General features: G+C 63.0%; 19 protein-coding genes. 9 read left to right on the top strand and 10 right to left on the bottom strand.

From position 1 onward, the window contains the following. Positions 1-80 precede the first annotated feature (80 nt). The 3 genes from wrbA to CDV46_RS10240 all read right to left on the bottom strand — a co-directional run bounded on the left by wrbA (position 81) and on the right by CDV46_RS10240 (position 2341). Positions 81-713, bottom strand: a complete 633-nt coding sequence (gene wrbA, locus CDV46_RS10250; protein ID WP_058375743.1) for an NAD(P)H:quinone oxidoreductase — start codon at positions 711-713, stop codon at positions 81-83. Positions 714-822: 109 nt separating this feature from the next. Further along, entirely contained in the window at positions 823-1116 is a 294-nt protein-coding gene (locus CDV46_RS10245; RefSeq protein WP_087722474.1) for a hypothetical protein, read from the bottom strand. A 238-nt stretch (positions 1117-1354) separates the two neighbouring features. After that, on the bottom strand, positions 1355-2341 hold the full coding sequence (locus CDV46_RS10240) for a LysR family transcriptional regulator (RefSeq protein ID WP_254915993.1): 987 nt from the start codon (positions 2339-2341) through the stop codon (positions 1355-1357). A 253-nt stretch (positions 2342-2594) separates the two neighbouring features. Here CDV46_RS10240 and CDV46_RS10235 point away from each other — a divergent pair, with 253 nt between their 5' ends. Beyond that, positions 2595-3647 carry a bile acid:sodium symporter family protein gene (locus tag CDV46_RS10235; RefSeq protein WP_087691435.1) on the top strand — a complete coding sequence of 351 codons (1053 nt, stop codon included), beginning with the start codon at positions 2595-2597 and terminating at the stop codon, positions 3645-3647. A 283-nt stretch (positions 3648-3930) separates the two neighbouring features. Next, positions 3931-5448 carry a DEAD/DEAH box helicase gene (locus CDV46_RS10230; protein ID WP_087722473.1) on the top strand — a complete coding sequence of 506 codons (1518 nt, stop codon included), beginning with the start codon at positions 3931-3933 and terminating at the stop codon, positions 5446-5448. Between the two features lie 78 nt (positions 5449-5526). On the opposite strand, the gene gluQRS is transcribed toward CDV46_RS10230, so the two are convergent. Both gluQRS and CDV46_RS10220 read right to left on the bottom strand, forming a co-directional pair. Next, positions 5527-6441 carry a tRNA glutamyl-Q(34) synthetase GluQRS gene (gene gluQRS, locus CDV46_RS10225; protein WP_087722472.1) on the bottom strand — a complete coding sequence of 305 codons (915 nt, stop codon included), beginning with the start codon at positions 6439-6441 and terminating at the stop codon, positions 5527-5529. Positions 6442-6450: 9 nt separating this feature from the next. After that, positions 6451-7335, bottom strand: a complete 885-nt coding sequence (locus tag CDV46_RS10220; protein WP_087691438.1) for a sulfurtransferase — start codon at positions 7333-7335, stop codon at positions 6451-6453. 228 nt (positions 7336-7563) lie between these two features. Between CDV46_RS10220 and dnaE the strand changes: the two genes are divergently transcribed. Together dnaE and CDV46_RS10210 are read left to right on the top strand one after the other, a co-directional pair. Continuing rightward, the gene (gene dnaE, locus CDV46_RS10215) at positions 7564-11178 is read left to right on the top strand and encodes a DNA polymerase III subunit alpha (protein WP_087722732.1); all 3615 of its coding nucleotides are present in this window, start codon (positions 7564-7566) and stop codon (positions 11176-11178) included. A 58-nt stretch (positions 11179-11236) separates the two neighbouring features. Then, positions 11237-12088: a glycosyltransferase family 2 protein gene (locus CDV46_RS10210; RefSeq protein WP_087722471.1), complete on the top strand. Its 852-nt coding sequence runs from the start codon at positions 11237-11239 to the stop codon at positions 12086-12088. 124 nt (positions 12089-12212) lie between these two features. Here the strand turns inward: CDV46_RS10210 and CDV46_RS10205 are convergent, their stop codons facing one another. Then, a complete protein-coding gene (locus CDV46_RS10205) occupies positions 12213-13016 on the bottom strand; it encodes a glycosyltransferase family 2 protein (protein WP_441339323.1) in 804 nt (267 codons plus the stop codon). 25 nt (positions 13017-13041) lie between these two features. Then, positions 13042-14847 carry a DNA helicase RecQ gene (gene recQ / locus CDV46_RS10200; protein WP_058375736.1) on the bottom strand — a complete coding sequence of 602 codons (1806 nt, stop codon included), beginning with the start codon at positions 14845-14847 and terminating at the stop codon, positions 13042-13044. 163 nt (positions 14848-15010) lie between these two features. Between recQ and msbA the strand changes: the two genes are divergently transcribed. The 5 genes from msbA (at position 15011) to rfbC (ending at position 20036) form a co-directional block, all read left to right on the top strand. Then, a complete protein-coding gene (gene msbA / locus CDV46_RS10195; protein ID WP_087691440.1) occupies positions 15011-16759 on the top strand; it encodes a lipid A export permease/ATP-binding protein MsbA in 1749 nt (582 codons plus the stop codon). Between the two features lie 90 nt (positions 16760-16849). After that, the gene (locus tag CDV46_RS10190) at positions 16850-17431 is read left to right on the top strand and encodes a peroxidase-related enzyme (protein ID WP_087691441.1); all 582 of its coding nucleotides are present in this window, start codon (positions 16850-16852) and stop codon (positions 17429-17431) included. Positions 17432-17458: 27 nt separating this feature from the next. After that, positions 17459-18517, top strand: coding sequence for a dTDP-glucose 4,6-dehydratase (gene rfbB, locus CDV46_RS10185; RefSeq protein ID WP_087691442.1), 1059 nt, complete (start codon positions 17459-17461; stop codon positions 18515-18517). 13 nt (positions 18518-18530) lie between these two features. Next, complete coding sequence (gene rfbA, locus CDV46_RS10180; RefSeq protein ID WP_212677150.1) at positions 18531-19418, top strand: glucose-1-phosphate thymidylyltransferase RfbA; 888 nt, start codon at positions 18531-18533, stop codon at positions 19416-19418. Between the two features lie 69 nt (positions 19419-19487). Next, positions 19488-20036, top strand: coding sequence for a dTDP-4-dehydrorhamnose 3,5-epimerase (gene rfbC / locus CDV46_RS10175; protein ID WP_087722470.1), 549 nt, complete (start codon positions 19488-19490; stop codon positions 20034-20036). Positions 20037-20116: 80 nt separating this feature from the next. Here rfbC and CDV46_RS10170 read toward each other — a convergent pair whose 3' ends face one another. From CDV46_RS10170 to CDV46_RS10160, 3 genes are read right to left on the bottom strand one after another with little or no spacing between them, the layout of a single operon-like run. Further along, positions 20117-21355 (bottom strand): cation diffusion facilitator family transporter, encoded by a 1239-nt coding sequence (locus CDV46_RS10170; RefSeq protein WP_087722469.1) that lies wholly within the window; start codon positions 21353-21355, stop codon positions 20117-20119. Between the two features lie 25 nt (positions 21356-21380). Next, positions 21381-22850, bottom strand: coding sequence for a ribonuclease G (gene rng / locus CDV46_RS10165; RefSeq protein ID WP_058375729.1), 1470 nt, complete (start codon positions 22848-22850; stop codon positions 21381-21383). A 42-nt stretch (positions 22851-22892) separates the two neighbouring features. Next, complete coding sequence (locus CDV46_RS10160; RefSeq protein ID WP_087691445.1) at positions 22893-23492, bottom strand: Maf family protein; 600 nt, start codon at positions 23490-23492, stop codon at positions 22893-22895. Positions 23493-23578 lie beyond the last annotated feature (86 nt).

The raw sequence follows: 23578 nt of genomic DNA, 5'->3' as shown, positions 1-23578 counted from the left end.
ACCGGCGTGATGCCGGTGCGATATCAGCCACAGACCGGCCGTGGGCGGGTCTGTGGCTGATCAGGGGAGGGCGCGGTCGCTTACAGCGTGCGGCCGTGCTTGAGTGCCGACGCGATTTCCGTCACATGACGGCCTTGCGTCTTCGCGATCTTCAACTCGTTCGCGCTGGGATGGCGCGAGCCGTCGGCGCCCGCGAGCGTTGTGGCGCCGTAAGGCGTGCCGCCGGTGATTTCCTGCATATTGGTCAGGCCCGGCTCGGTATAGGGCACGCCAACGATCACCATGCCCTGATGCAGCAATGTGGTGTGAAAGCTGGTGATCGTCGTTTCCTGCCCGCCGTGTTGCGTGCCGGTGCTGGCGAATACGCTGCCGACTTTGCCGACCAAAGCGCCCTTGGCCCAGAGGCCGCCGGTCTGGTCGAGGAAGTTACGCATCTGCGCGGTCATGTTGCCGAAGCGGGTGGGCGTGCCGAAGATGATCGCGTCGTAATCGGCCAGTTGTTCAACGCGCGCGACAGGCACATGCGCGAACGCGGCGCGCGCCGCCTTCGCACCGCTTTTTTCGAGAACTTCGTCGGGAACCAGTTCAGGCACTTGCATCAGTGTCACGTCGGCGCCGGCGACGCTGCGTGCACCTTCGACAACCGCTTCGGCCATCGTGTAGATGTGCCCGTACATGCTGTAGAACACCACCAGGATCTTGGCGTTGGCCATGGAAAACTCCTAAGGGTCTAGAGGGGCAAGCGCCGCGACACGCCGGTCATGGCGGTTCGACGCGAGCCGTTCCATGATAGTCGACGCTCATGACGAAACCAGCGGCAGACTAGCGCAGTCGCGAGCCGATCAGACAGCCGAGTGCCAGTGCTGCCATCAACACCGCCACGCTGGCCGACAAGCCGCCTGCGAGTGCGAGTCCGGTGGCGGCGAGGCCGTGTGCCATGACGGCAGCGGGCACCAGCAGCATGGCCGTCACCACACTCCAACGCATGACGTAGCGCCACATGAAGCGGCTCACGACCTGCATGCGCGCGTCGAGTTGATGCCGCTGCCAGAACGACAGATCGGCCGCCGCGTGAAAGAGCCACAGCGGGCTGAAGTATTTGATGAGCAAGTCCATGACGCCGTACCGGAAACACAATGCCCGCGGGGCGCGGGCATGGCGTCGAGGCATGGTGGGGTGAGCACCGGGTGAGGGCTCACGCGACAGTCAGGCGCTTGGGGAGTCGACGCACGCTGATTGTAGCAGGTGCTCACTTACATTTCGCGTGAGAAAGCTGTCAAGGCAGGCGATAACTGAATTCAATTTTCGTCAACGTTGCGGTTACACCCGGTATCGGATGTCATCTCCAATGATGTCAGGGTTTGCTGGCCGTTTTGGTGGGCTTGGTGGTGATCGCTGCCTTGGCTGCCTTCGCTTCTTTGGCGGCAAGCGCATGCGGCGTGTTGGCCGTGATCTGCTGGATCAACTCCCACACCGATTGGGCGGCGGGGGAGAGCGTGCGGTTCTTGCGCCGTACCAGCATGATGGTGCGATCCAGTTGCGGCACGAGCGGCAGGGCGACGAGACGGCCGCCGTTCTCGGGCAAGCCGGGCATGGCGGGTAATGCCAGCGCCGGCATGATGCTGATGCCGATCCCGGCCTCGACCATGCGGAACACGGTGATGGCGTGGCCGACTTCCTGCGCAATCTGGCAATACGCACCGTGCTCGGCCAGCGCCCGGTCGATGAGCGGCCGGCTGCCCGAGGCGTAATCGAGTAGCACCAGCTTCTCGCCGTTGAGTTCTTTCCACGTGACTTGCGACTGCTTGGCGAAGCGATGTGAGCGGTCGCACACCACGAGAAACGGTTCGACCATGATGGGCTCGCCGACCAAATCGTCGGTGCCTTCCGATGCCACGATCACGCCGAAATCGACTTCACCGTGCCGCACGCTGTCGGTCGCGAGCGTCTGCACCTGATCGCGCAGCATGAGGGTGATGTCGGGGTAGCGGGCGGCACACGCCGAGATGCATTCGGGCATGAGGTTGGCCGAAATGGTCGGCGCGCTGGCTACCCGCACGCGGCCACGCCGCTCTTCTGCGAGCCCGTGGGTATCGCGCAACGCGCTCTCCAGTTCGTCGAGTACCCGGGCGAGCGTCGCCGAGAGGCTAGCGCCCACTTCGGTCAGCGTGACTTCCCGCGTGGTGCGATCGACCAACTTGAGGCCGAGTTCTTGTTCCAGTTCGCGAATACAACGGCTCACGGCCGGTTGCGTCAGGCCAATGTCCTCTCCGGCCCGGCTGAAGCTCCCGTGCTGGGCGACTGCGAGGAACACCTTGAGTTGGCGCAGCGAGATATTCATGCGTTATTGGTATGAATAAATTTTTTAAATGAATTTGTATTTTAACTATCCTTGCGCTCTAATACGTGAAAACCCGTATCGCGAGCGCACACTTCCGGTCACATTCGATCGCATATTGATCCGCTATTGATCGCGCATGCATCGACCCACGACCACGCTGTCAGCCCTGAGCTGCGGCGTTCCGTGTCCTTGTGGACGGGCTTTGTCTTTTATGACCCGCCGAGATTTCCTCGAGATTCACCCGAGATTGACGATGGCCCGACCGCGTTTCCTTCCCGACAACTTTACGTTGATGTTAGTGGCGACCGTAGCGCTCGCCAGCTTCCTGCCGGCGCACGGCGAAGGCGAAGTTGCCTTCAACCTGCTCACGAGCGTGGCGATTGCCCTGCTGTTCTTCCTGCATGGCGCGAAACTCTCGCGCGAAGCCGTGCTGGCGGGTGCCACGCACTGGCGCCTGCACCTGCTCGTCTTTGCCAGCACGTTCGTTGTGTTCCCGATTGTCGGTGTGGCGCTCAAGCCGCTGCTGTCATGGGCCGTGACGCCTGAGCTATATCTCGGCATTCTGTTCCTGTGCACCTTGCCCGCGACGGTGCAGTCGGCCATCGCGTTCACGTCGATGGCGCGCGGCAATGTGCCGGCGGCCGTGTGCAGTGCCTCGGCCTCCAGCCTGTTCGGCATCTTCATTACGCCGGTCCTCGTGGGGCTGGTCGTGGTGCACCACGATGGCAACACGGGCGCATCGCCGTTCGACTCCATCGGCAACATCATGCTGCAACTGCTCGTGCCGTTCATCGCCGGCCAGTTGTCGCGCAAGGCCATCGGCGGCTGGGTCGAGCGTAATCGCGCGCTGCTCAAGTTCGTCGATCAGGGCTCGATCCTGCTGGTGGTGTACACGGCGTTCAGTGAGGCGGTCAATACGGGCTTGTGGCACCAGATTCCGCCGCTGGCGCTGGTCGGTCTGGTGGGCTGCTGCGCGGTGATTCTGGCGGTGATGCTCGCGATCACCACGTTCTCGGCGCGTTGGCTCGGCTTCTCGCGCGAAGACGAAATCACCATCGTGTTCTGCGGTTCGAAGAAGAGTCTGGCGAGCGGCATCCCGATGGCGAAGGTGTTGTTTGCCACCGGCCCGCTGGGCGCGATCGTCTTGCCGTTGATGTTGTTTCACCAGATGCAACTGATGGTCTGCGCCGTGCTGGCGCAACGCTACGCCACCAAGCAGCGCGCCGCTCAGGCGAAAGCCGGCAAGGCAGGTGCTGCCAAGGCTGTGAAGTCGGACGGTAGCGCCAAGGCCGGCGCAGGACGATAAGCGTGGCGGGGGTGGTGCGCGGCGCCTCGTGCGGGCCGGCGCAAAGTGCCGCAAAGCCTCGCTGTCACACGTTGGTCGTGCGCAAGTGCTAGAATTGCGTCTGTTTCGCTTCTTAATGACCTCCCAGGTCCGGCGGCGCCCGACGCATCTGTCCCCTGACAGTCCCCTCTCGCGCCAGCCCTGAGCATGGCGCCCAGCGCCCCTTGAATTTTCGCGAGTGTGCTTTGATGCGGATCCTTCCGCGTGGCGGCCCCCGTTTTTTTAAAAGAGATGTCCCTTCACCATGGCTGATGTGAATGCTGTTCCTACCCCTGGCTTCGATAGCTTTGGGCTGCATGCGGACATCTTGCGGGCCATCGCCGAGCAGGGGTACACCAGTCCGACTCCGATTCAGGCGCAGGCCATTCCGGTCGTACTTTCCGGCCGCGACGTGATGGGTGCTGCGCAAACGGGTACCGGCAAGACGGCAAGCTTCTCGCTGCCGATCATTCAACGCCTGCTGCCCGACGCCAATACGAGTGCTTCGCCTGCCCGTCACCCGGTGCGCGCGCTGATCCTGACGCCGACGCGTGAGCTCGCCGATCAGGTGGCCGAGAACGTGCGTCTGTACGCCTCGCACACGCCGCTGCGCAACACCGTCGTGTTCGGCGGTGTGGACATGAACCCGCAGAAAGACGCGCTGCGCCGCGGTGTCGAGATTCTGATCGCCACGCCGGGACGTCTGCTCGATCACGTCGAACAAAAGACGGTCAATCTGGGCCAGGTCAAGATGCTGGTGCTGGACGAAGCGGACCGCATGCTGGACATGGGCTTCCTGCCCGATCTCCAGCGCATTCTGAATTTGCTGCCGAAGCAGCGCCAGACGCTGCTGTTCTCGGCAACGTTCTCGAACGAAATCAAGAAGCTCGCCTCGAGCTACCTCACCAACCCGCTGACGATCGAAGTGGCACGCCGCAATGCGACGGCCGATACGGTCGAGCAGATCGTCTATGAAGTGCCGGAAGACGACAAGCGCGCCGCGGTGGTTCAGATTCTCAACGAACGCGACCTCAAGCAGGTCATCGTGTTCGTGAACAGCAAGATCGGCGCTAGCCGTCTGGCGCGTCAGTTGGAGCGCGACGGTGTGGTGACGGCGGCCATTCACGGCGACAAATCGCAGAACGAACGCATGCAGGCCCTCGAAGCCTTCAAGCAGGGCGGCATTCAAGCCCTGGTCGCGACCGATGTGGCTGCGCGTGGTCTCGATATCTCCGATCTGCCGGGCGTGATCAACTACGATCTGCCGTACAACCCGGAAGATTACGTCCACCGTATCGGCCGTACCGGCCGTGCCGGCGCATCGGGCGAGGCCATCTCGCTGTGCGCCCCGGACGAGCGCAAACACCTGGTTGAAATCGAAAAGCTGATCAAGCGCGAACTCAAGCGTGGCGAGCTGGTGCTGGAGCGCCGCAGCCGTTCGCGTGATGAGCGTGGTGATCGTCCCGAGCGCAGTGAGCGCCCGGAGCGTTCGGAACGTACCGAGCGGCGCGGTGAGCGCAGCGAGCGTCATGGCCGTCACGACGGCCTGCGCGCCAGCCGCAGCGGTAGCAGCGGCCTGCCGGGTCAGCGTCGCGTTCGCCCGGAAGACGAGTTCTTCTACAAGCCGTACGAGCCGTCGCCCACGGCCGACGATGCGCAGCAAAACAGCAAGTCGTCGCAAGACGCGGGCGCGCCGAACGCCTTCGGCGCCATGCCCGAGAAAGCACCGAAGCGTCAGGTGGCAGCACTGCTCGCGGGGTTCCCGCGCAAGGCCAGCAACTGAGTGAGCTTCAAGGGCTAAAGCCCTTCAGCGTGTCGAATGAAAAAAGCCAGCGTATCGCGCTGGCTTTTTTTATGGCGATCAGTCGCCGTGTTGCGCCCGCCATGCCTGTGTTGCCGCCGCGAAGAAATCCTCGCGATGCGTCGTCTGACTCAGTACTGCTGGCAGGCCGAGATGCGTGGCAGCCTCTTGAAGGGCTGCGAGGACGGCTTCATCGGAGTCGAGCGATAGCGCCGCTGCGCCATTCTGCTTGCTCAGCTTCTCGCCATCGGCGGCCATCACGAGCGGCACATGGAGATAGCGCGGCGTGGCGGCGCCAAGGCATTGCTGGAGATAGATCTGGCGGGCGGTGGAGTCGAGCAGGTCGGTGCCGCGCACGACATCGGTAATGCGTTGCGCTTCGTCGTCGACCACCACGGCGAGCTGGTATGCCCACTGTCCGTCGGCGCGCTTGAGCACGAAATCGCCGACTTCGGTGGCGAGATCCTGCGACTGCGGCCCCATCCAGCGATCATCGAATCCGATGCGTGCCGCGTTGCCATCCGGGACTCGCAGTCGCCACGCCCGCGCGGGCTTGCCGTGCAGGCCATCGCGGCAGGTGCCCGGATAGGCTAGCGTGCTGTGGCGGGCGTGTTCGCGCGTGAGTGAGTCGGCGATTTCCCGCCGAGTGCAGCCGCAGGGATACACCCGGCCAGACGCCGTCAGCGAAGCGAGCGCGTCCTCGTACAGCGCGTGCCGCTGGCTCTGCCAGACAATGGGTTCGTCGCTGTGGAGGCCCAGTCGCGTGAGCGTTGCCAGAATGTCATCCGCCGCACCGGCAATGCAACGTGGCTCGTCCAGATCTTCCATGCGCACGATCCACACGCCGTCGTGCGCGCGGGCATCGAGCCAACTCGCCAGTGCGGTGACCAGCGAGCCGCGGTGCAGCGGCCCGGTCGGCGAGGGGGCGAAGCGGCCGCGATAATGCCCGGTACGGCCCGATTCGACGCGCGTCACCGGCGCGCCTTAGTCCGCGATGGACGGGGCTGCGCGTTCAGCACGCGCGGCAGGCGTCGCGCTTTTCTCGCCAACGCACGCCGGGCAATGCTCGCCTTCGACATAGTCCGGGCTTTGCTGGGCTTCGGGCGTGACGACGGCGCGGCACGCGAAGCACTGCACGGTGCCCGCCGGCGCGAGGTCGGGGGTCAGTGCCGTGCGGTAGTCGAACACGAAGCAGTCGCCCTGATAGTGGGCGCCGCCGACATCCTCAAAGTACTTGAGAATGCCGCCGTCGAGCTGATACGTGTGTTCCAGCCCGATATCGCGCATGTAGATGGCGGCTTTTTCGCAACGAATGCCGCCCGTGCAGAACGACACGATCGTCTTGCCCTCGAAATCTTCGCGATGGGCTGCGATGACGTCCGGGAATTCGGAGAATTTGGTCAGGCGATAGTCGACGGCGTTATCGAACGTGCCGACATCCACTTCGAAGTCGTTGCGCGTGTCGAGCATCACGACCGGACGGCCTTCGTCATCCTGGCCCGCGTCCAGCCAGCGCTTGAGCGTGGCGGGTTCGACACCGGGCGCGCGCCCGTCTGCCGGCTTGATGACCGGCATCTTCATCGTGATGATTTCTTTCTTGGCGCGGACCAGCATGCGGCGGAACGGTTGTTCCTCGGAGAGACTCTCCTTGACCGCGAGGTCGGCGAAACGGGCGTCGGCGCGCAACTGGCCGAGAAATGCGTCGATCGATTCGCGCGAGCCGGCCAGAAACAGATTGATGCCTTCCGGGGCCAGCAGAATGGTGCCCTTCAGGTCGAGCACCTGGCAGTGTTCGAGCAGCGCAGGGCGCAGTGTTGCGATGTCGTCGAGCGAGACGAACTTGTACGCGGCGATGTTGACGATAGACATGGCAACAGGGTTTCGCAAAAGCGTGAAGCAATAAACCGCCATTATCGCCGATCTGGCCCGAAGGCACTTTGATTTCACCCCATAAGTCGCTGATATCCCGTGGAATCGGACGATGCCCCCGTACCGGATGCGGCAAATTCCGAGCGGTCGGCCGGTGCCGTCCGAAAAGCGCAGATATGCCACCAGCCCGGGGACACGGCGCGCGAAATCCGGAGCCGCCGCGTTACAATACGGCCCATGTCAGAACCTCGTTTCGTCCACCTCCGCCTCCACTCCGAATACTCGATCGCCGATGGCATCGTGCGCCTTGACGACGTCGTCAAAGCCGCGGCCAAGGACGGGCAGGGCGCGCTCGCGCTCACCGACCTCGCGAACATGTTCGGTGCCATCCGTTTCTACAAAGAAGCCCGCGGCAAGGGCGTCAAGCCGATCATCGGTTGCGACGCCTGGATCACCAATGCTGCCGATCGCGACAAGCCGTCACGGTTGTTGCTGCTCGCGCGCGACAAGGAAGGCTATCTGAATCTGTGCCAGTTGCTGTCGAAGGCATGGCTCGGCAACCAGTGGCGCGGGCGTGCAGAAATCGACCCGTCGTGGCTTGATCCCGACGGCTTCGCGCGAGGTCTGCTGGCGATTTCCGGTGGGCAGATGGGCGATGTCGGTGCCGCGCTGGCGGCAGGCAATCCCGATCTGGCGGCGCAGTGCGCGCAGCATTGGGCGAAGGTCTTTCCGGGGGCGTTCTATATCGAACTGCAACGCACCGGTCAGGCCGGCATGGAAACGTATGTGCAGCAGGCGGTGCAACTGGCCGCGAAGGTAGGGCTGCCGGTCGTTGCCACGCATCCGATCCAGTTCATGACCGGCGACGATTTCACCGCGCACGAAGCGCGTGTGTGTATCTCGGAAGGTGAAATTCTCGGCAATGCGCGCCGGGTGCGCCGTTTTACGCAGGACCAGAGCTTCCGCACGCAGGACGACATGATCGCCGCGTTCGAGGATGTGCCGTCCGCGATTGCCAATTCCGTCGAAATCGCCAAGCGTTGCAACCTCACGCTCGAACTCGGCAAACCGAAGCTGCCGCTCTTCCCGACGCCTGACGGCATGTCGCTCGACGACTATCTCGTGCAGTTGTCGAAAGAGGGGCTGGAAATGCGTCTGGGGCAGCTCTTCCCCGACGCGGCGGAGCGCGACGCGCAGCGCCCCGAGTATTACAAGCGGCTCGATTTCGAGACCGGCACGATCATCAAGATGGGCTTCCCGGGCTACTTCCTGATCGTGGCGGACTTTATCCAATGGGCCAAGAATAACGGCGTGCCGGTCGGCCCGGGCCGGGGTTCGGGCGCCGGTTCGCTCGTCGCCTATGCGCTGGGCATTACCGACCTTGACCCGCTGAAGTACAACCTGCTGTTCGAGCGTTTCCTGAATCCGGAACGCGTCTCGATGCCCGACTTCGACATCGACTTCTGTCAGGACGGGCGCGACCGCGTCATTCAGTACGTGAAAGAGAAGTACGGCGCAGACGCCGTCTCGCAGATCGCCACCTTCGGTTCGATGGCGGCCAAGGCGGCGGTGCGAGATGTCGGGCGCGTGCTCGATCTCGGCTACAACTTCGTCGACGGTGTCGCCAAGCTCATCCCGTTCAAGCCGGGCAAGCTCGTCACGCTCGACGACGCAATGAAGGAAGAGCCGGCACTGGCCGAGCGCTTCAACACGGAAGACGAAGTCAAGCAGTTGCTCGAACTGGCGCAGCGTGTCGAAGGCCTCACGCGTAACGTCGGCATGCACGCCGGGGGCGTGTTGATCGCGCCGGGCAAGCTCACCGATTTCTGCCCGTTGTACACGCAAGGCGTCGGCGAAGACGCCAGCGGCGTCGTGAGTCAGTACGACAAGGACGACGTGGAAGCCGTCGGGCTGGTGAAGTTCGACTTCTTGGGCCTGACTACGCTCACGATCCTGAACTGGGCAGAGCGCTACATCAAGCGCTTGCATCCCGAGATGGCGGACTGGTCGCTTGAGCAGGTCTCGCTGACCGATCCGGCAGCCTTCAGCATTCTCAAAAAAGCCAATACGGTGGCCGTGTTCCAGCTGGAAAGCCGGGGCATGCAGGGCATGTTGAAAGACGCCCAGCCCGACCGCTTCGAAGACATCATTGCGCTGGTGGCGTTGTACCGTCCGGGCCCGATGGACCTGATTCCGAGCTTCTGCGCGCGTAAGCACGGCCGCGAGAAGGTGGAATATCCGGACCCGCGCGTCGAGCCTGTGCTCCAGGAGACCTACGGCATCATGGTCTATCAGGAGCAGGTGATGCAGATGGCGCAGATTATCGGCGGATACTCGCTCGGTGGCGCCGACTTGCTGCGTCGCGCGATGGGCAAGAAGAAGGCAGAGGAAATGGCCATGCACCGTGGCTTGTTCCGCGAGGGCGCGGACAAGAACGGGCTGACGGCCGAGAAGGCCGACGAAATCTTCGACTTGATGGAGAAGTTCGCGGGCTACGGCTTCAACAAGTCGCACGCGGCGGCTTACGCGCTGCTCGCGTATTACACGGCATGGCTCAAGGCGCATCACCCTGCCGAATTCATGGCGGCCAATATGAGCTTGGCCATGGACGATACGGACAAGGTCAAGATTCTTTATGAAGACTGCCTGACCAACGGTCTGGCTGTTCTGCCGCCGGACGTGAATGTCTCTGCTTACCGTTTCGAGCCCGCCGATTCGAAGACCGTGCGCTACGGTCTCGGTGCGATCAAGGGCAGCGGTCAGTCGGCCATTGAAGAGATTCTGCGGGCGCGCGAAGAACGGCCGTTCACCGATCTGTTCGATTTCTGCCAGCGTATCGATCGCCGCATGGTGAACCGCCGCACGATCGAAGCGCTGATCCGCGCCGGGGCGTTCGACACCATTCACGATAACCGGGCGCAATTGATGGCGTCGGTGCCCATGGCCATGGAAGCGGCCGAGCAGGCGAGTGCTGCGGCCAATCAGGTCAGCCTGTTCGATCTGGGCGACGAGAGTTTGCAGGCGCCGCTGGAACTGGCCGACGAACTGGCCTGGACTGACAAGCGCAAGCTTCAGGAAGAAAAACAGGCGCTTGGCTTCTACCTGTCGGGACACATGTTCGACTCGTACGCCGAAGAGGTGCGCCGTTTTGTGCGCACGCGCATCAAGGACTTGAGTGAAGGGCGCGACCGCCTCGTGGCGGGTGTGATCGCAAGCCTGCGCACGATGATGACGCAGCGCGGCAAGATGGTGATCGCCCAACTCGACGATGGCTCCGCCACGCTCGAAGTGGCGATCTTCAACGAGCAGTTCGAGGCGAACAAGCAACTGTTCAAGGAAGACGAACTGCTGATCGTTCACGGCAGTGCGCGACCCGACAGCTTCACCGGCGGGCTGCGTTTCACGACGGAAAGTCTTATGGATCTCGGCCGTGCACGTGCCCGTTTCGCTCGCGCGCTCAAGCTGTCGTTCAACGGCAATGCTGACTGGACACGCCTGCGCGCCACGTTGCAACCGCACTGCACGATGTATCGCGTGACGGCAACGGCTGGGGCCGGATCCGGCGGTGGAGGTGGCGGCGGGGGCTTTGGCGGCGGTGGCGGCGGATTCAAGGGTGGCAATGGCGGCAATGGTGGTGGTGGCGGTGGCTTCGGCCGGCGCAACGGGAATGGCAATGGCGACGACGACAAGCCGACGGGGCTGCCGGTGCACATCGTCTACCGCCGCACCGACGCCGAATGCGAGTCGCGTCTCGGGGACGACTGGAAGGTGCAGCCCGGCGATGAGCTGTTGGGCGAGCTTCGTCAGTGGCTCACCCCCGACTCGGTGCAGATCGTTTATTGAACGGCCTGACCTCGTAATCGAACCCGCCCGTTTGGCCTGATCAACAAGGAATTTCCGGATGTTTTCCATCATCGTTCCGACGTGGAACAACCTCGCGTTGCTGCAACTTTGTGTGCGCAGCATTCGCCAGAACTCGGGCATGCCGCACCAGATCATCGTTCACGTGAACGATGGCTCCGACGGCACGCTGGACTGGGTGCGCGCCGAGGGACTTGATCACACCGCTTCGCCGGACAACATCGGGATCTGCTACGCCGTGAATCAGGCGGCGGCGCTCGCGCGAGAGAAGTACATCGTCTACCTGAACGACGACATGTATTGCTGCCCGGGTTGGGACACGGCGTTGATCGAGCGTGCCGAGGCGATGCCGGACAAGGCGTTCATGCTTTCGGGCACGATGATCGAGCCGGTGGATACCGGCAATCCGTGCGTGCTCGTGACGGATTTCGGACGCGAAGTCGATACCTTTGACGAAGCCGCGCTGCTCGCGGCGGTGTCGACGTATCAGAAGGCGGACTGGTTCGGCGCCACGTGGCCGCCGACGCTGGTGCATCGCGACTGGTGGTTCCTTGTGGGCGGTTACAGCACCGAGCTGAGCCCGGGCATGAGCAGCGACAATGATTTCTCGATGAAGTTATGGGCGGCCGGCTGCCGCAAGTTCATCGGCGTCGGGGCGAGTCTCGTCTACCACTTCCAGTGCAAGAGCACGGGCAAGGTCGTGAAGAACGACGGACGCACGCAGTTCCTGCGTAAGTGGGGTATGACCCAGAAGATTTTCGATCGCTACTACCTACGTCGCGGCAAGGTCGTGCCTGCCGGCAGCGATGGTTCGGTGGGGGAGCCCGTCGACGATGGCCAACTGCGTTGGCAGATGTTCCGCTCGCGTATCAAGCGAGCGCTCGCGAAGTAAGCGCGAGTCGATTGCCCGGCGATCGACAGTCGTAGCGACCATCGGGGTTGTCGATCAAATAAAAAAGGATGCGTATTCGCGTCCTTTTTTGATTTGCGAGCACTCGCCGGTTACTCACCCGTTTTCAGCTTTCCCCGCGCCTCAACAGCGCGTACTTCAGGAATGCACTGCGTGCGTTCATGCGCGCAATCGCGGCACCTGTGGCGCCATCGAGAAAGCCTCGGCGCAGCACGAAGGTGCGCACGAAGGCCCATCCGCCGTTGATCCACGGCTTGAGTGCGGAGACCTTCTTGCCACGCAACGCCATTTCCTTCGCGCCCGCCTTGGCATAACGCTGCACCTTGTCCTCGACCTGCCGCACTTCGGTGTAGCTGAAATGCAGCAGATGATTGGGCAACGTGCCGATCTCGCCTTCCACGATTACGCGTTCGTGCACGAGGTTGTCTGAGAAGCGCCCGGCGTCGCGGCGGAACAGCCGCAGCACGTAGTCCGGATACCACCCGCAATGGCGCACCCAGTGGCCGAGGAACTGCGACAGGCGGGGCATGCGATAGCCCGCATGACGGTTCGATGCGATGGCCGCAGCGATGTCGGCGGCCAATTCTGGTGTGATGCGTTCATCGGCATCGAGCGAGAGCACCCAGGGCTGGGTCGCGAACGACAGCGCGCGGTTCTTCTGCGGCCCGAAGCCCGGCCAGTCGGGGGTGACATGAACCTCGGCACCGGCATCGCGTGCGATGTCTGCCGTGCCATCGGTGCTGGCGTTATCCAGCACCACGATTTGCGATGCCAGCGCCCGGACCGACGCGATGCACTCGGCGATGTTGTGCCGCTCGTTGCGCGTCAGAATCGTCACGGTCAGCGGCAGGCGCTGCGGTGACGAGGGCAGATTCGGTGCACTCGGCAAGGTCGAATGGGCTTCAGTCATGTCGAAGGTTCGGACGTTCAGGCGCTCAGGCGTTCAGCAACTCGACCAGCGCTTCACCATAGCGCTCGATCTTGGCTTCGCCCAGACCGGTGATGTCCACCAGACCATCGCGGTGACGCGGGCGGCGCTGCGCCAGTTCTCGCAGCGTCCGGTCGTGAAGAATAACGTACGCGGGTACCGCCTGCGTTTTCGCCATGTCCTGTCGCCAGGCGCGCAGCTTGTCGAACAACTGCTGGTCGGCGGGATCCAGCTCGATGGCCGGCGACGCGTAGCCCGCAAAGCGGCTCTTCTTGCTGGCGACCGCGCGTTGGCGGCGCAGCGACAGTGTCGTTTCGCCCTTGAGCACCGGGCGCGCGGACGCGTTCAGAATCAACGCACCGTATTGACTGCTGTCCGGCTCGATCAGGCCGTGGGCGATCAACTGACGGAACACAGCACGCCAGCCCTGATCGTCCAGTTCACCGCCGACGCCGAACGTCGGCAGGCTCTCGTGACCGAACTGGCGCATCTTGTCGGTGCTGCGTCCGCGCAGCAGATCGACGAGATGGCCGGCACCAAAGCGCTGGCCGGTGCGCAAAATGGCCGAAAGTGCCTTTTGAGCCGCAATCGTGCCATCGAAGACTTCCGGCGGGTTCAGGCACACGTCGCAGTTGCCGCACGGCTCACTGCTCTCTCCGAAGTACGACAACAGCACGGTCCGGCGGCAGCGCGGGGCTTCGCAATAGCCGAGCAGGGCGTCGAGTTTCTGACGCTCGATGCGCTTTTGCAGGTCCGGTGCGTTGGATTCGTCGATGCGGCTGCGGTGCACCACCACGTCGTTCAGCCCGTAGGCCATCCAGGCTTCAGCGGGTTCGCCATCGCGGCCCGCGCGGCCGGTTTCCTGATAGTAGGCTTCGAGGCTCTTGGGCAAGTCCAGATGGGCGACAAAGCGCACGTCCGGCTTGTCGATCCCCATGCCGAAGGCGACCGTCGCCGACATCACCAGCCCTTCTTCACGCAGAAACCGTTGCTGGTGGGTGCGGCGCACGTCGGCGTCCAGACCCGCGTGATAAGGCAGGGCCGGAATGCCTTGTGTCTCCAGCCAGGCGGCGGTTTCTTCCACTTTCTTGCGCGACAGGCAGTAGACAATCCCGGCCTCGCCACGATGCCGGCCCAGAAACGTCAACAACTGCTTGCGCGGGTTGTCGCGGTCGACAATTTCGTAGCGGATGTTCGGCCGGTCGAAGCTCGACACGAACAGATGCGCTTCGGTGAGACCCAGCCGGGTCTGGATTTCCTCGCGTGTCGCCGCGTCAGCCGTGGCCGTGAGCGCAATACGCGGCACGCTCGGATAACGCTCGTGCAGCGCCGAAAGTTGAATGTATTCCGGCCGGAAATCATGGCCCCACTGCGACACGCAGTGCGCTTCGTCGATGGCGAAGAGCGCCAGTTGCCCGCGCTCGTCGAGCCGGTCGAGCAGATCGAGAAAGCGATCGGTCAGCAGCCGTTCCGGCGCGACGTAGAGCAGATCGAGTTCGCCGCGCGCGGCACGCCGCTCGGTATCGATGGCCTCGTCGAAGCTGAGGCTGGAATTGAGATAGGCCGCGCGCACACCCGCTTGCAGCAGCGCGTCGACCTGATCCTGCATGAGCGCGATGAGCGGGGAGACGACGATGCCCAGGCCAGGGCGCAGCAACGCGGGAATCTGGTAGCACAGCGACTTGCCGCCGCCGGTGGGCATGAGCACGAGCGCATCGCCACCGCCGGCCACATGGTCGACGATCGCGGCCTGATCGCCACGGAATGCGTTATAGCCGAATACGGTACGGAGAACTTCGAGTGCGCTTGCCATGGGCGGGAGTATACCGGTTCCCATCCCGGGCAGGCGCTTGCGAGGGCCGGAATGAGCGGCTTTCCGATGAATTTTCCGGAAGCGTCCGATGCCGGGGCAGACGAGTCCCGGCGGGGCAGGCCGGTACGTTAGAATAGCGGTTTTTCCGCCGTTCCCCCAATACATGAGCGCACCGCACCCGCCTTCCGGACCGATTCTGCGACGTCTGCTGGGCTATCTCCAGCCTTACTGGCACATGGGCTTGCTGGCCGTGCTTGCCATGGCCATGGTCGCGGCGACCGAGGCGGCCATTCCGGCCGTGCTCAAGCCGGTGCTCGACAAGGGCTTCTCGGGCGGCGATCCGTGGAAGCTCTGGTACGTGCCGACCGCCGTGATCGGCCTCGCCGTCATTCGTGGTCTGGCGCAGTATGCCGCCAACTACATGCTTTCGTGGGTGTCCAACCGCGTGCTGCTCGACCTGCGCGTGCGCATGTTCGAGCGTCTGCTTCACGCGCCGGCGGCCTACTTCCAGCGTGAAACCACCAGCACGCTGATCAACGCCATCGTCTACGAAGTCAATCAGGTGCTCGGTGTGCTGACCACCGTGCTGATCACGCTCGTGCGCGATTCGCTGACCGTGATCGGCCTGCTCGGTTATCTGTTCTATCTGAACTGGCGCCTCACGCTCGTCGTGGCGGTCATTTTGCCGCTCATCGGCTGGCTGGTCGGCAAGATCAACCGCCGTCTGCGCCGCCTGAACCGCGAGCAGCAAACCCTGACCAACAAGCTGTCGTACGTGGTCGAAGAAGCGGTCGGCGGCTACAAGGTCGTGAAGATTCATAACGGCGAAGCCTACGAAAAGTCGCGTTTCGACAAGATGACGAGCACGCTGCGCGGCTATGCCATGCGCGTGACCGTGTCGGGCGGTCTCGCACAGCCGGTAACCCAGGCGCTGGCATCGCTGGCGCTCGCCATCGTGATTACCGTGGCGATGATCGAATCGTCGTCGGGCGAGATGACCGTCGGCGGCTTCACGGCATTCGTCACGGCGCTGCTGCTGGTGGTCTCGCCGCTCAAGCACCTGATGGACGTGAACCAGCCGCTGCAACGCGGCATGACGGCAGCCGAACTCATCTTCGAGGTGATGGACGTCGAAATCGAGCCGAGCGGCGGTGAGCGCACGCTCGAGCGCGCCAAGGGCCGCGTGACGTTCGATCAGGTGAGCTTCCACTACGGCGCGAGCGATCGCCCGACGCTCGATCGTATTTCGCTCGATGTCGCCCCGGGAGAAATGGTGGCGCTGGTGGGGCCGTCGGGTAGCGGCAAGACCACGATGGTCAATCTGGTGCCGCGTTTCTTCGATCCGACCGGCGGGCGCATCCTGCTCGACGATATTGCGCTTAGCGACCTGCGTCTGGCCGACCTGCGCCGTCAGATCGCATTCGTGAGTCAGGACGTGGTGCTCTTCAACGACACCATCGCCGCGAACGTCGCCTACGGGCAAGAAATTGATACCCCGCGTGTCGAAGCGGCGCTGCGAGCGGCCAATCTGATCGACGCTGTCGCGGCCATGCCGGATGGCGTGGAGACCCTCGTGGGCGACAACGGTATGCGTCTGTCGGGCGGTCAGCGTCAGCGTCTGGCGATTGCCCGCGCGATCTACAAGGATGCGCCGATCCTGATTCTCGATGAGGCGACGTCGGCCCTCGACTCGGAATCGGAGCGTCACGTGCAGGCAGCGCTCGAAGTGCTGATGGAAGGCCGCACCACGCTGGTGATTGCGCACCGATTGTCGACCATCGAACGCGCCGACCGCATCGTCGTGCTGGAGCACGGCCGCATCGTGGAGCAGGGCTCCCATCAGGCACTGCTGGCGCATAATGGCCTCTACGCGCATTTGCACCGCATTCAATACGCGCAGGAAGAGGCTTAATTCAGGCGCATCGGGGCCAGATTCAGTGCTGATCCAGCGCGGAATCGACCCGATGCCTGCGACCAGACAACACGTTTCGAGGAGATTACGATGAGCCAGCCGATCAGTCGTTTTCCTGTGCCCGACCTGGCGAGCCTGCCGGCGGACATTCGGGCGCGTATCGACGAAGTGCAGGAAAAGGCGGGCTTCATTCCGAACGTGTTTTTGGCGCTGGCGCATCGTCCCGACGAGTTTCGCGCATTTTTCGCATATCACGATGCCCTCATGCTCAAAGAGGGCAACCTCAGCAAGGGCGAGCGCGAAATGATCGTGGTGGTCACGAGTGCCGCCAACCAGTGTCTGTACTGCGTGGTGGCACACGGCGCGCTGGTGCGTATTTATGAAAAGCAGCCGTTGCTGGCCGATCAGGTGGCCGTCAACTATTTGAAAGCCGACCTGAGCGCGCGTCAGAAGGCCATCCTGACGTACGCGATGAAGGTTTGCGAACGCGCTCACGAAGTGGGCGATCAGGATTACGCCGAGTTGCGCGACCATGGCCTCGACGATGAGGACATCTGGGATATTGCGGCGATCACGGCGTTTTTCGGCATGTCCAACCGCATTGCGAATGCGGTGTCCATGCGGCCAAACGACGAATTCTTCTTGATGGGGCGCGTGCCGCGCACCCGCTAAATCTACTTCTCTTAACTCTCGATACTCATGATCTTCGTGACTGGCGGCGCCGGATTTATCGGTGCAAATTTCGTTCTCGACTGGCTGGCGCAAAACGACGAGACGGTGGTGACCATCGACAAGCTCACCTACGCCGGCAATCTGGCCAATCTGGCGAGTCTCGAACACGATGCGCGCCATCGTTTCGCGCAGGTCGACATCTGCGATCGTGCTGCGCTCGACCGGCTCTATGCCGAGCATCGTCCGCGCGCCGTGCTGCATTTCGCGGCGGAAAGCCACGTCGACCGCTCGATTCATGGCCCGGGTGAGTTCGTGCAAACCAACATCGTCGGCACGTTCACGATGCTCGAAGCCGCGCGCGCCTACTGGGGCACGCTCGACGGCGACGCACGCGACGCGTTCCGTTTCCTGCATGTGTCGACCGATGAAGTCTACGGCTCGCTGAGCCCGACCGACCCCGCGTTTACCGAGACCACGCCATACGCGCCTAACAGCCCGTACTCGGCGTCGAAAGCCGGTTCAGACCATCTGGTGCGTGCGTATCACCATACCTATGGCATGCCGGTGCTCACGACGAATTGCTCGAACAACTACGGTCCGTACCAATTCCCCGAGAAGCTCATTCCGCTGGTCATTGCCAATGCGCTGGCCGGCAAGCCGCTGCCGATCTACGGCGACGGCAGCAACGTGCGCGACTGGCTGTACGTTGGCGACCATTGCTCGGCGATTCGCGAAGTGCTTGCCAAGGGCGTGTTGGGCGAGGTCTACAACGTGGGTGGCTGGAACGAGCAGAACAACCTGTCGGTCGTGAAGCACCTGTGCACGCTGCTCGACGAATTGTCGCCGCGCGCCGACGGCAAGTCGTACGTCGATCAGATCACCTTCGTGACCGACCGCCCGGGCCATGACCGCCGTTACGCCATCGACGCCCGCAAGCTCGAGCGCGAACTGGGCTGGCGTCCGGCCGAAACCTTCGAGACCGGCATGCGCAAGACGGTGCAGTGGTATCTCGCCAATGGTGAGTGGGTGCGCCAGGTGCTGTCGGGCGAGTATCAGCGCTGGATCGAAACGCATTATCAGAAATAAGAACGAGGCACGTATGGGCATCAAACGTAAGGGCATCATTCTCGCCGGCGGCTCCGGCACGCGACTGTATCCGGCCACGCTGGCCGTCTCGAAGCAGTTGCTGCCGGTGTACGACAAGCCGATGATCTACTACCCGCTCAGCACGCTGATGCTGGCGGGAATTCGCGACATCCTGATCATCTCGACCCCGCAAGACACGCCGCGTTTCGAGCAACTGCTTGGCGACGGCAGCCAGTGGGGCCTGAATCTTCAGTACGCCGTGCAGCCCTCGCCGGACGGTCTCGCGCAGGCCTTCCTGATCGGTGCGGACTTCATCGGTAACGATCCGTGCGCGCTGGTGCTCGGCGACAACCTGTTCTACGGACACGACTTCGCAGGTCTGCTGTCGGCCGCGAACGCGCAAACCGACGGCGCGTCGGTGTTTGCATATCCAGTGCATGACCCGGAGCGCTATGGCGTGGTGACGTTCGATGACAGCGGCAAAGCCATCGAACTCGTCGAAAAGCCGAAAGAGCCGAAGTCGCGCTACGCCGTGACGGGCCTGTATTTCTGCGACAACGACGTCATCGACATCGCCCGCTCGATCAAGCCGTCACCGCGCGGCGAGCTGGAAATTACCGACGTCAACAACGAGTATCTGCGTCGCGGCAAGCTGAACGTGCAGATCATGGGACGCGGTTATGCATGGCTCGACACCGGCACGCATGAGTCGATGCTCGAGGCGAGCACCTTCATCCAGACGATCGAAAGCCGTCAGGGTCTGAAGGTGGCCTGCCCGGAGGAGATCGCCTATCGCCGCGGCTGGATCGATGCCGCTGCGATCGAAGCGCTGGCGCAACCGTTGGCGAAGAACGGTTACGGCCAGTATCTGCTGGCGATGTTGCGCGAGCGCGTATTCTGAATTTCCTGAGTGTCGAACGGGGCCGTTCGCCCGTTCGCCGCCGACTCCTGATAGCTACCGGTAACCGTTATGCAAGTCACTCCGACCGCCATTCCTGCTGTGTGCGTCATCGAACCCAAGGTGTTCGGCGATTCGCGTGGTCATTTCTTCGAGAGCTTCAATCAACGCAACTTCAATGAGTTGCTTGGCGGCACGTTCTCGTTCGTGCAGGATAACCAGTCGCGCTCGGCGCGCGGTGTGCTGCGTGGCCTGCACTATCAGGTCAAGCAGCCGCAGGGCAAGCTCGTGCGCGTGTTGCAGGGCGAGATCTACGATGTGGCCGTCGATATTCGTGAGGGTTCACCGACCTTCGGCAAGTGGGTTGCCGAGGTGTTGAGCGCTGAGAACAAGAAGCAGTTGTGGATTCCTGCGGGCTTTGCGCACGGCTTTGTCGTGACGTCGGAGAACGCCGAAGTGCTCTACAAGACGACCGACTACTGGGCGCCGCAGTTCGAGCGCTGCATTCGCTGGGACGATCCGTCGCTGGCCATTCCCTGGCCCCTCGACGGCATCACGCCGCTCGTGTCGGACAAGGACAAGCAGGGCATGCTGTTCGCCGACTACAAGCACGAAGACTAAGCTTGTGGTTCGCGTGACGGCAGAAAAAAACGGCGCTGAGACAGCGCCGTTTTTGTTTTTCACGCGTCTGCCTGCGTGCGCTACACAGGTTCGACCGTCGCTGTCGACAACACGGTAGTAGTTTCGCCCGTGACGCGCAGCACTCTCACGTGACGCAGCCCGAAGCGCGCCGCAAGCGCATCGGCGACCGTTTGCGAAGCATATTCGCCACAGGCGTCGCCCTGCGCCGCAGGCTCCGTGGACGTTGCCGGTTCATGCAGCCCCTCCACGATCACGTCGGCTTCCAGCCCGTTGTTGATGTAATGCAGCTTCACGTCGTGCAGCGCCAACGCGTTTGCCCGGCAAAGCACTTCGGCGGCGGCGACGATCGCCGCGCGTGCCGGCCACTGCTGCAAGGCAGTGCCTTTCGTATCGCTCTCGGGATCGACGTGTACGAGCACATCGAGAATTTGCGGCACGTTCATCACCGCTGCCCGCGCTTGTTCCGCGATGTAGTGACCTTCCGACACCGACAGCCGCGCATCGACGAGAACGTGCACGTCGACCACGATCTCGTCGCCCATGCGACGCGTGCGCAGCATGTCGATGGCGCGCACCCCCGGCGTATTGAGCAAATGCTGCCGGATGTCGACCATCGTGGCGTCGTCCACGCCGCGGTCGATCAGGTCTTGCAACGCGTTCCAGCCGAATTTCCAGCCCGTGCGGCCGATCATCAGGCCGACGAGCGCTGCCGCGAGCGGATCGAGCAGGCGGTAGCCGGCCAGATTGCCCAGAATGCCGCACGCCACCACCAGCGACGACAGCGCGTCAGAGCGCGCATGCCACGCATTGGCAACGAGCATCGCCGAACGCACACGCTGCGCCGCGCGAAGCATGTAGCGAAAAAGCCCTTCCTTGCAGACCAGCACGAGCACGGCCACCGCGAGCGCAATGGCGTGGACTTCCGGAATTTCTTCCGGATGAAGCAAGCGCTCGACGCCGCGCCACAGCATGCCCGCACCGACCACCAGCAGAATGGCGCCGAGAAACAGCGAAGCAGCATTCTCGTAGCGGCTGTGGCCGTAGGGGTGATCCGCGTCCGGTGCCCGGGCGCTGCCGCGTGCGGCGGCCAGCACCACGAAATCGGAGACGATGTCCGAGAACGAGTGGATACCGTCGGCAATCAAGGCTTGTGAGCGGGCGAAGATGCCGATCACGATCTGCGCCGTGGTGAGCACGACATTGACCCAGATACTGACCCAGGTCGAATGTCGCGCAACCGCGTGCTTGTCGAGCGCCTCGCTGGATGCCGCCAGATTGTCGTAGTTGGAGTAGGGCATGAGAGAGCGACGCGCGCGAGGGTGATTACATCAGGATGATGTCGTACTGATCTTGGTGGAACGACGATTCCACCTGCAACGAAATCGGCTTGCCGATGAAGTCGATGAGCATGGCGAGGTGTTGCGATTCCTCTTCGAGGAACAGGTCCACCACTTCCTGCGACGCGATCAGACGGAATTCGCGCGGATTGAACTGGCGCGACTCGCGCAGAATTTCGCGCAGGATGTCGTAGCACAGCGTGCGCGGCGTCTTTACCTGCCCCTTGCCCTGACAAATCGCGCACGGCTCGCACAGCACGTGGGCCAGCGATTCACGCGTGCGCTTGCGTGTCATCTCCACCAGCCCGAGCTGCGAGAAGCCGTTCACCGTGATGCGCGTGCGATCGCGCGACAGTGCCTTCTTCAGTTCGGCGAGCACGGAGTCGCGATGATCGGCGCTTTCCATGTCGATGAAGTCGATAATGATGATGCCGCCCAGATTGCGCAGGCGCAGCTGGCGCGCGATCATCAGCGCCGCTTCCAGATTCGTCTTGAAGATCGTGTCGTCGAAGTTGCGCGCACCGACATAGCCGCCGGTGTTCACGTCGATCGTCGTCATCGCTTCGGTCTGATCGATCATCAGATACCCGCCCGACTTCAGATCTACGCGGCGCGAGAGCGCGCGCTCGATTTCCGTTTCCACGTTGTACAGATCGAACAGCGGCCGCTCGCCCGTGTAGTGCGTGAGCTTGCTCAACACGGCCGGCGTGTAAATGGCGGCAAAGTCGGCCAGCTTCTGGAACGTTTCGCGCGAGTCGACCAGAATCTTGCCGGTTTCCTCGTGCACGAAGTCGCGCAGTACGCGCTGGGCCAGATTCAGATCCTGATACAGCAGCGAAGGCGCCGGCACTCGCGTGCTCTGTTCGCCGATGGTCTGCCACGACTTGCGCAGATAGGCGATGTCGTTGGCCAGCTCCGCATCGGCCGCGTCTTCCGCGATCGTGCGCACGATGAAGCCGCCCTTTTCGTCGGCGGGCACCAGCGCCTGAATCTTGCTGCGCAGTGCTTCGCGCTCCGCTTCGCTCTCGATGCGCTGCGAGATGCCGATGTGCGGCTCTTGCGGCAGATACACCAGCGTGCGCCCGGCGATGCTGACCTGCGTCGACAGCCGTGCGCCTTTCGTGCCGATCGGGTCCTTGATGACCTGCACCATCAGCGTCTGGCCCTCGAACACCGTCTTTTCGATGGGCGGTTGCGGGTGAGGCACCGACGTATCGTTGCTCGTGCGGGGATGCCAGATATCGGCCACGTGCAGGAACGCGGCGCGCTCCAGACCAATATCGATGAATGCCGATTGCATGCCGGGCAGTACCCGCACGACTTTGCCCAGATAGATGTTGCCCACGAGGCCACGCGACAGCGTGCGCTCGATGTGCAGCTCCTGCACCGCGCCGATTTGCATGAGCGCTACGCGCGTCTCTTGCGGCGTGATGTTGACCAGAATGTCTTCGTTCATAAAGTGTCGACCAGACTCAAATTCTTGGGAATTCGGTACGCGTCAGAAGTCGACGCCCGCTTGTCGCAGCAGCGCAGCGGTTTCGCAGAGCGGCAGGCCCATGATGCCGGAATAGCTGCCGTCGATGCGCATGACGAATTCGGCGGCCTTGCCTTGAATACCGTAAGCGCCGGCTTTGCCCATGGCTTCGCCCGACGCGACGTAACGTTCGATTTCCTCCGTGCGCAGCGGCCGGAACCAGACATGCGAGATATTCACCGCCTGACGAATCTGATCCCCCGTACACACCGCCACGGCGGTGAGCACACGGTGGCGCGTACCGGACAGACGCGAGAGCACCGCGCGGGCATCGGCGTCGTCGAACGGTTTGCCGAGAATCGTGCCGTCCAGGCAGACGGTGGTATCGGCGGCGAGGATGGGTGCGTCGGGCAGGCCGGCGCGGGCGAGCCGGGCGATGGCGGCTTCGGCTTTCGCGCGGGTCACGCGCTGGACGTAGTTGTCGGGCGGTTCACCGGGCAGGACGGCTTCGAGTGCTTCGGCGTCTTCGTCGGCGGAGGGGAGCAGCAGTTCGAAACGCACACCGAGTTGGTGCAGCAGCTCCTGACGGCGGGGACTTTGCGAAGCGAGATAGATATACGGCATGGGCGGCTTGGCTTGAAATCGTCCAGCCCGGCGCTCGAAAGGGAATTCGGGCTGCACCGGGCCGCTTGGTAGGCTGGGCGAAGGGA

The sequence above is a fragment of the Pandoraea sp. PE-S2T-3 genome, assembly GCF_002179965.1.
GTDB lineage: Bacteria > Pseudomonadota > Gammaproteobacteria > Burkholderiales > Burkholderiaceae > Pandoraea.
This window is presented reverse-complemented; position numbering and strand designations above follow the sequence as displayed.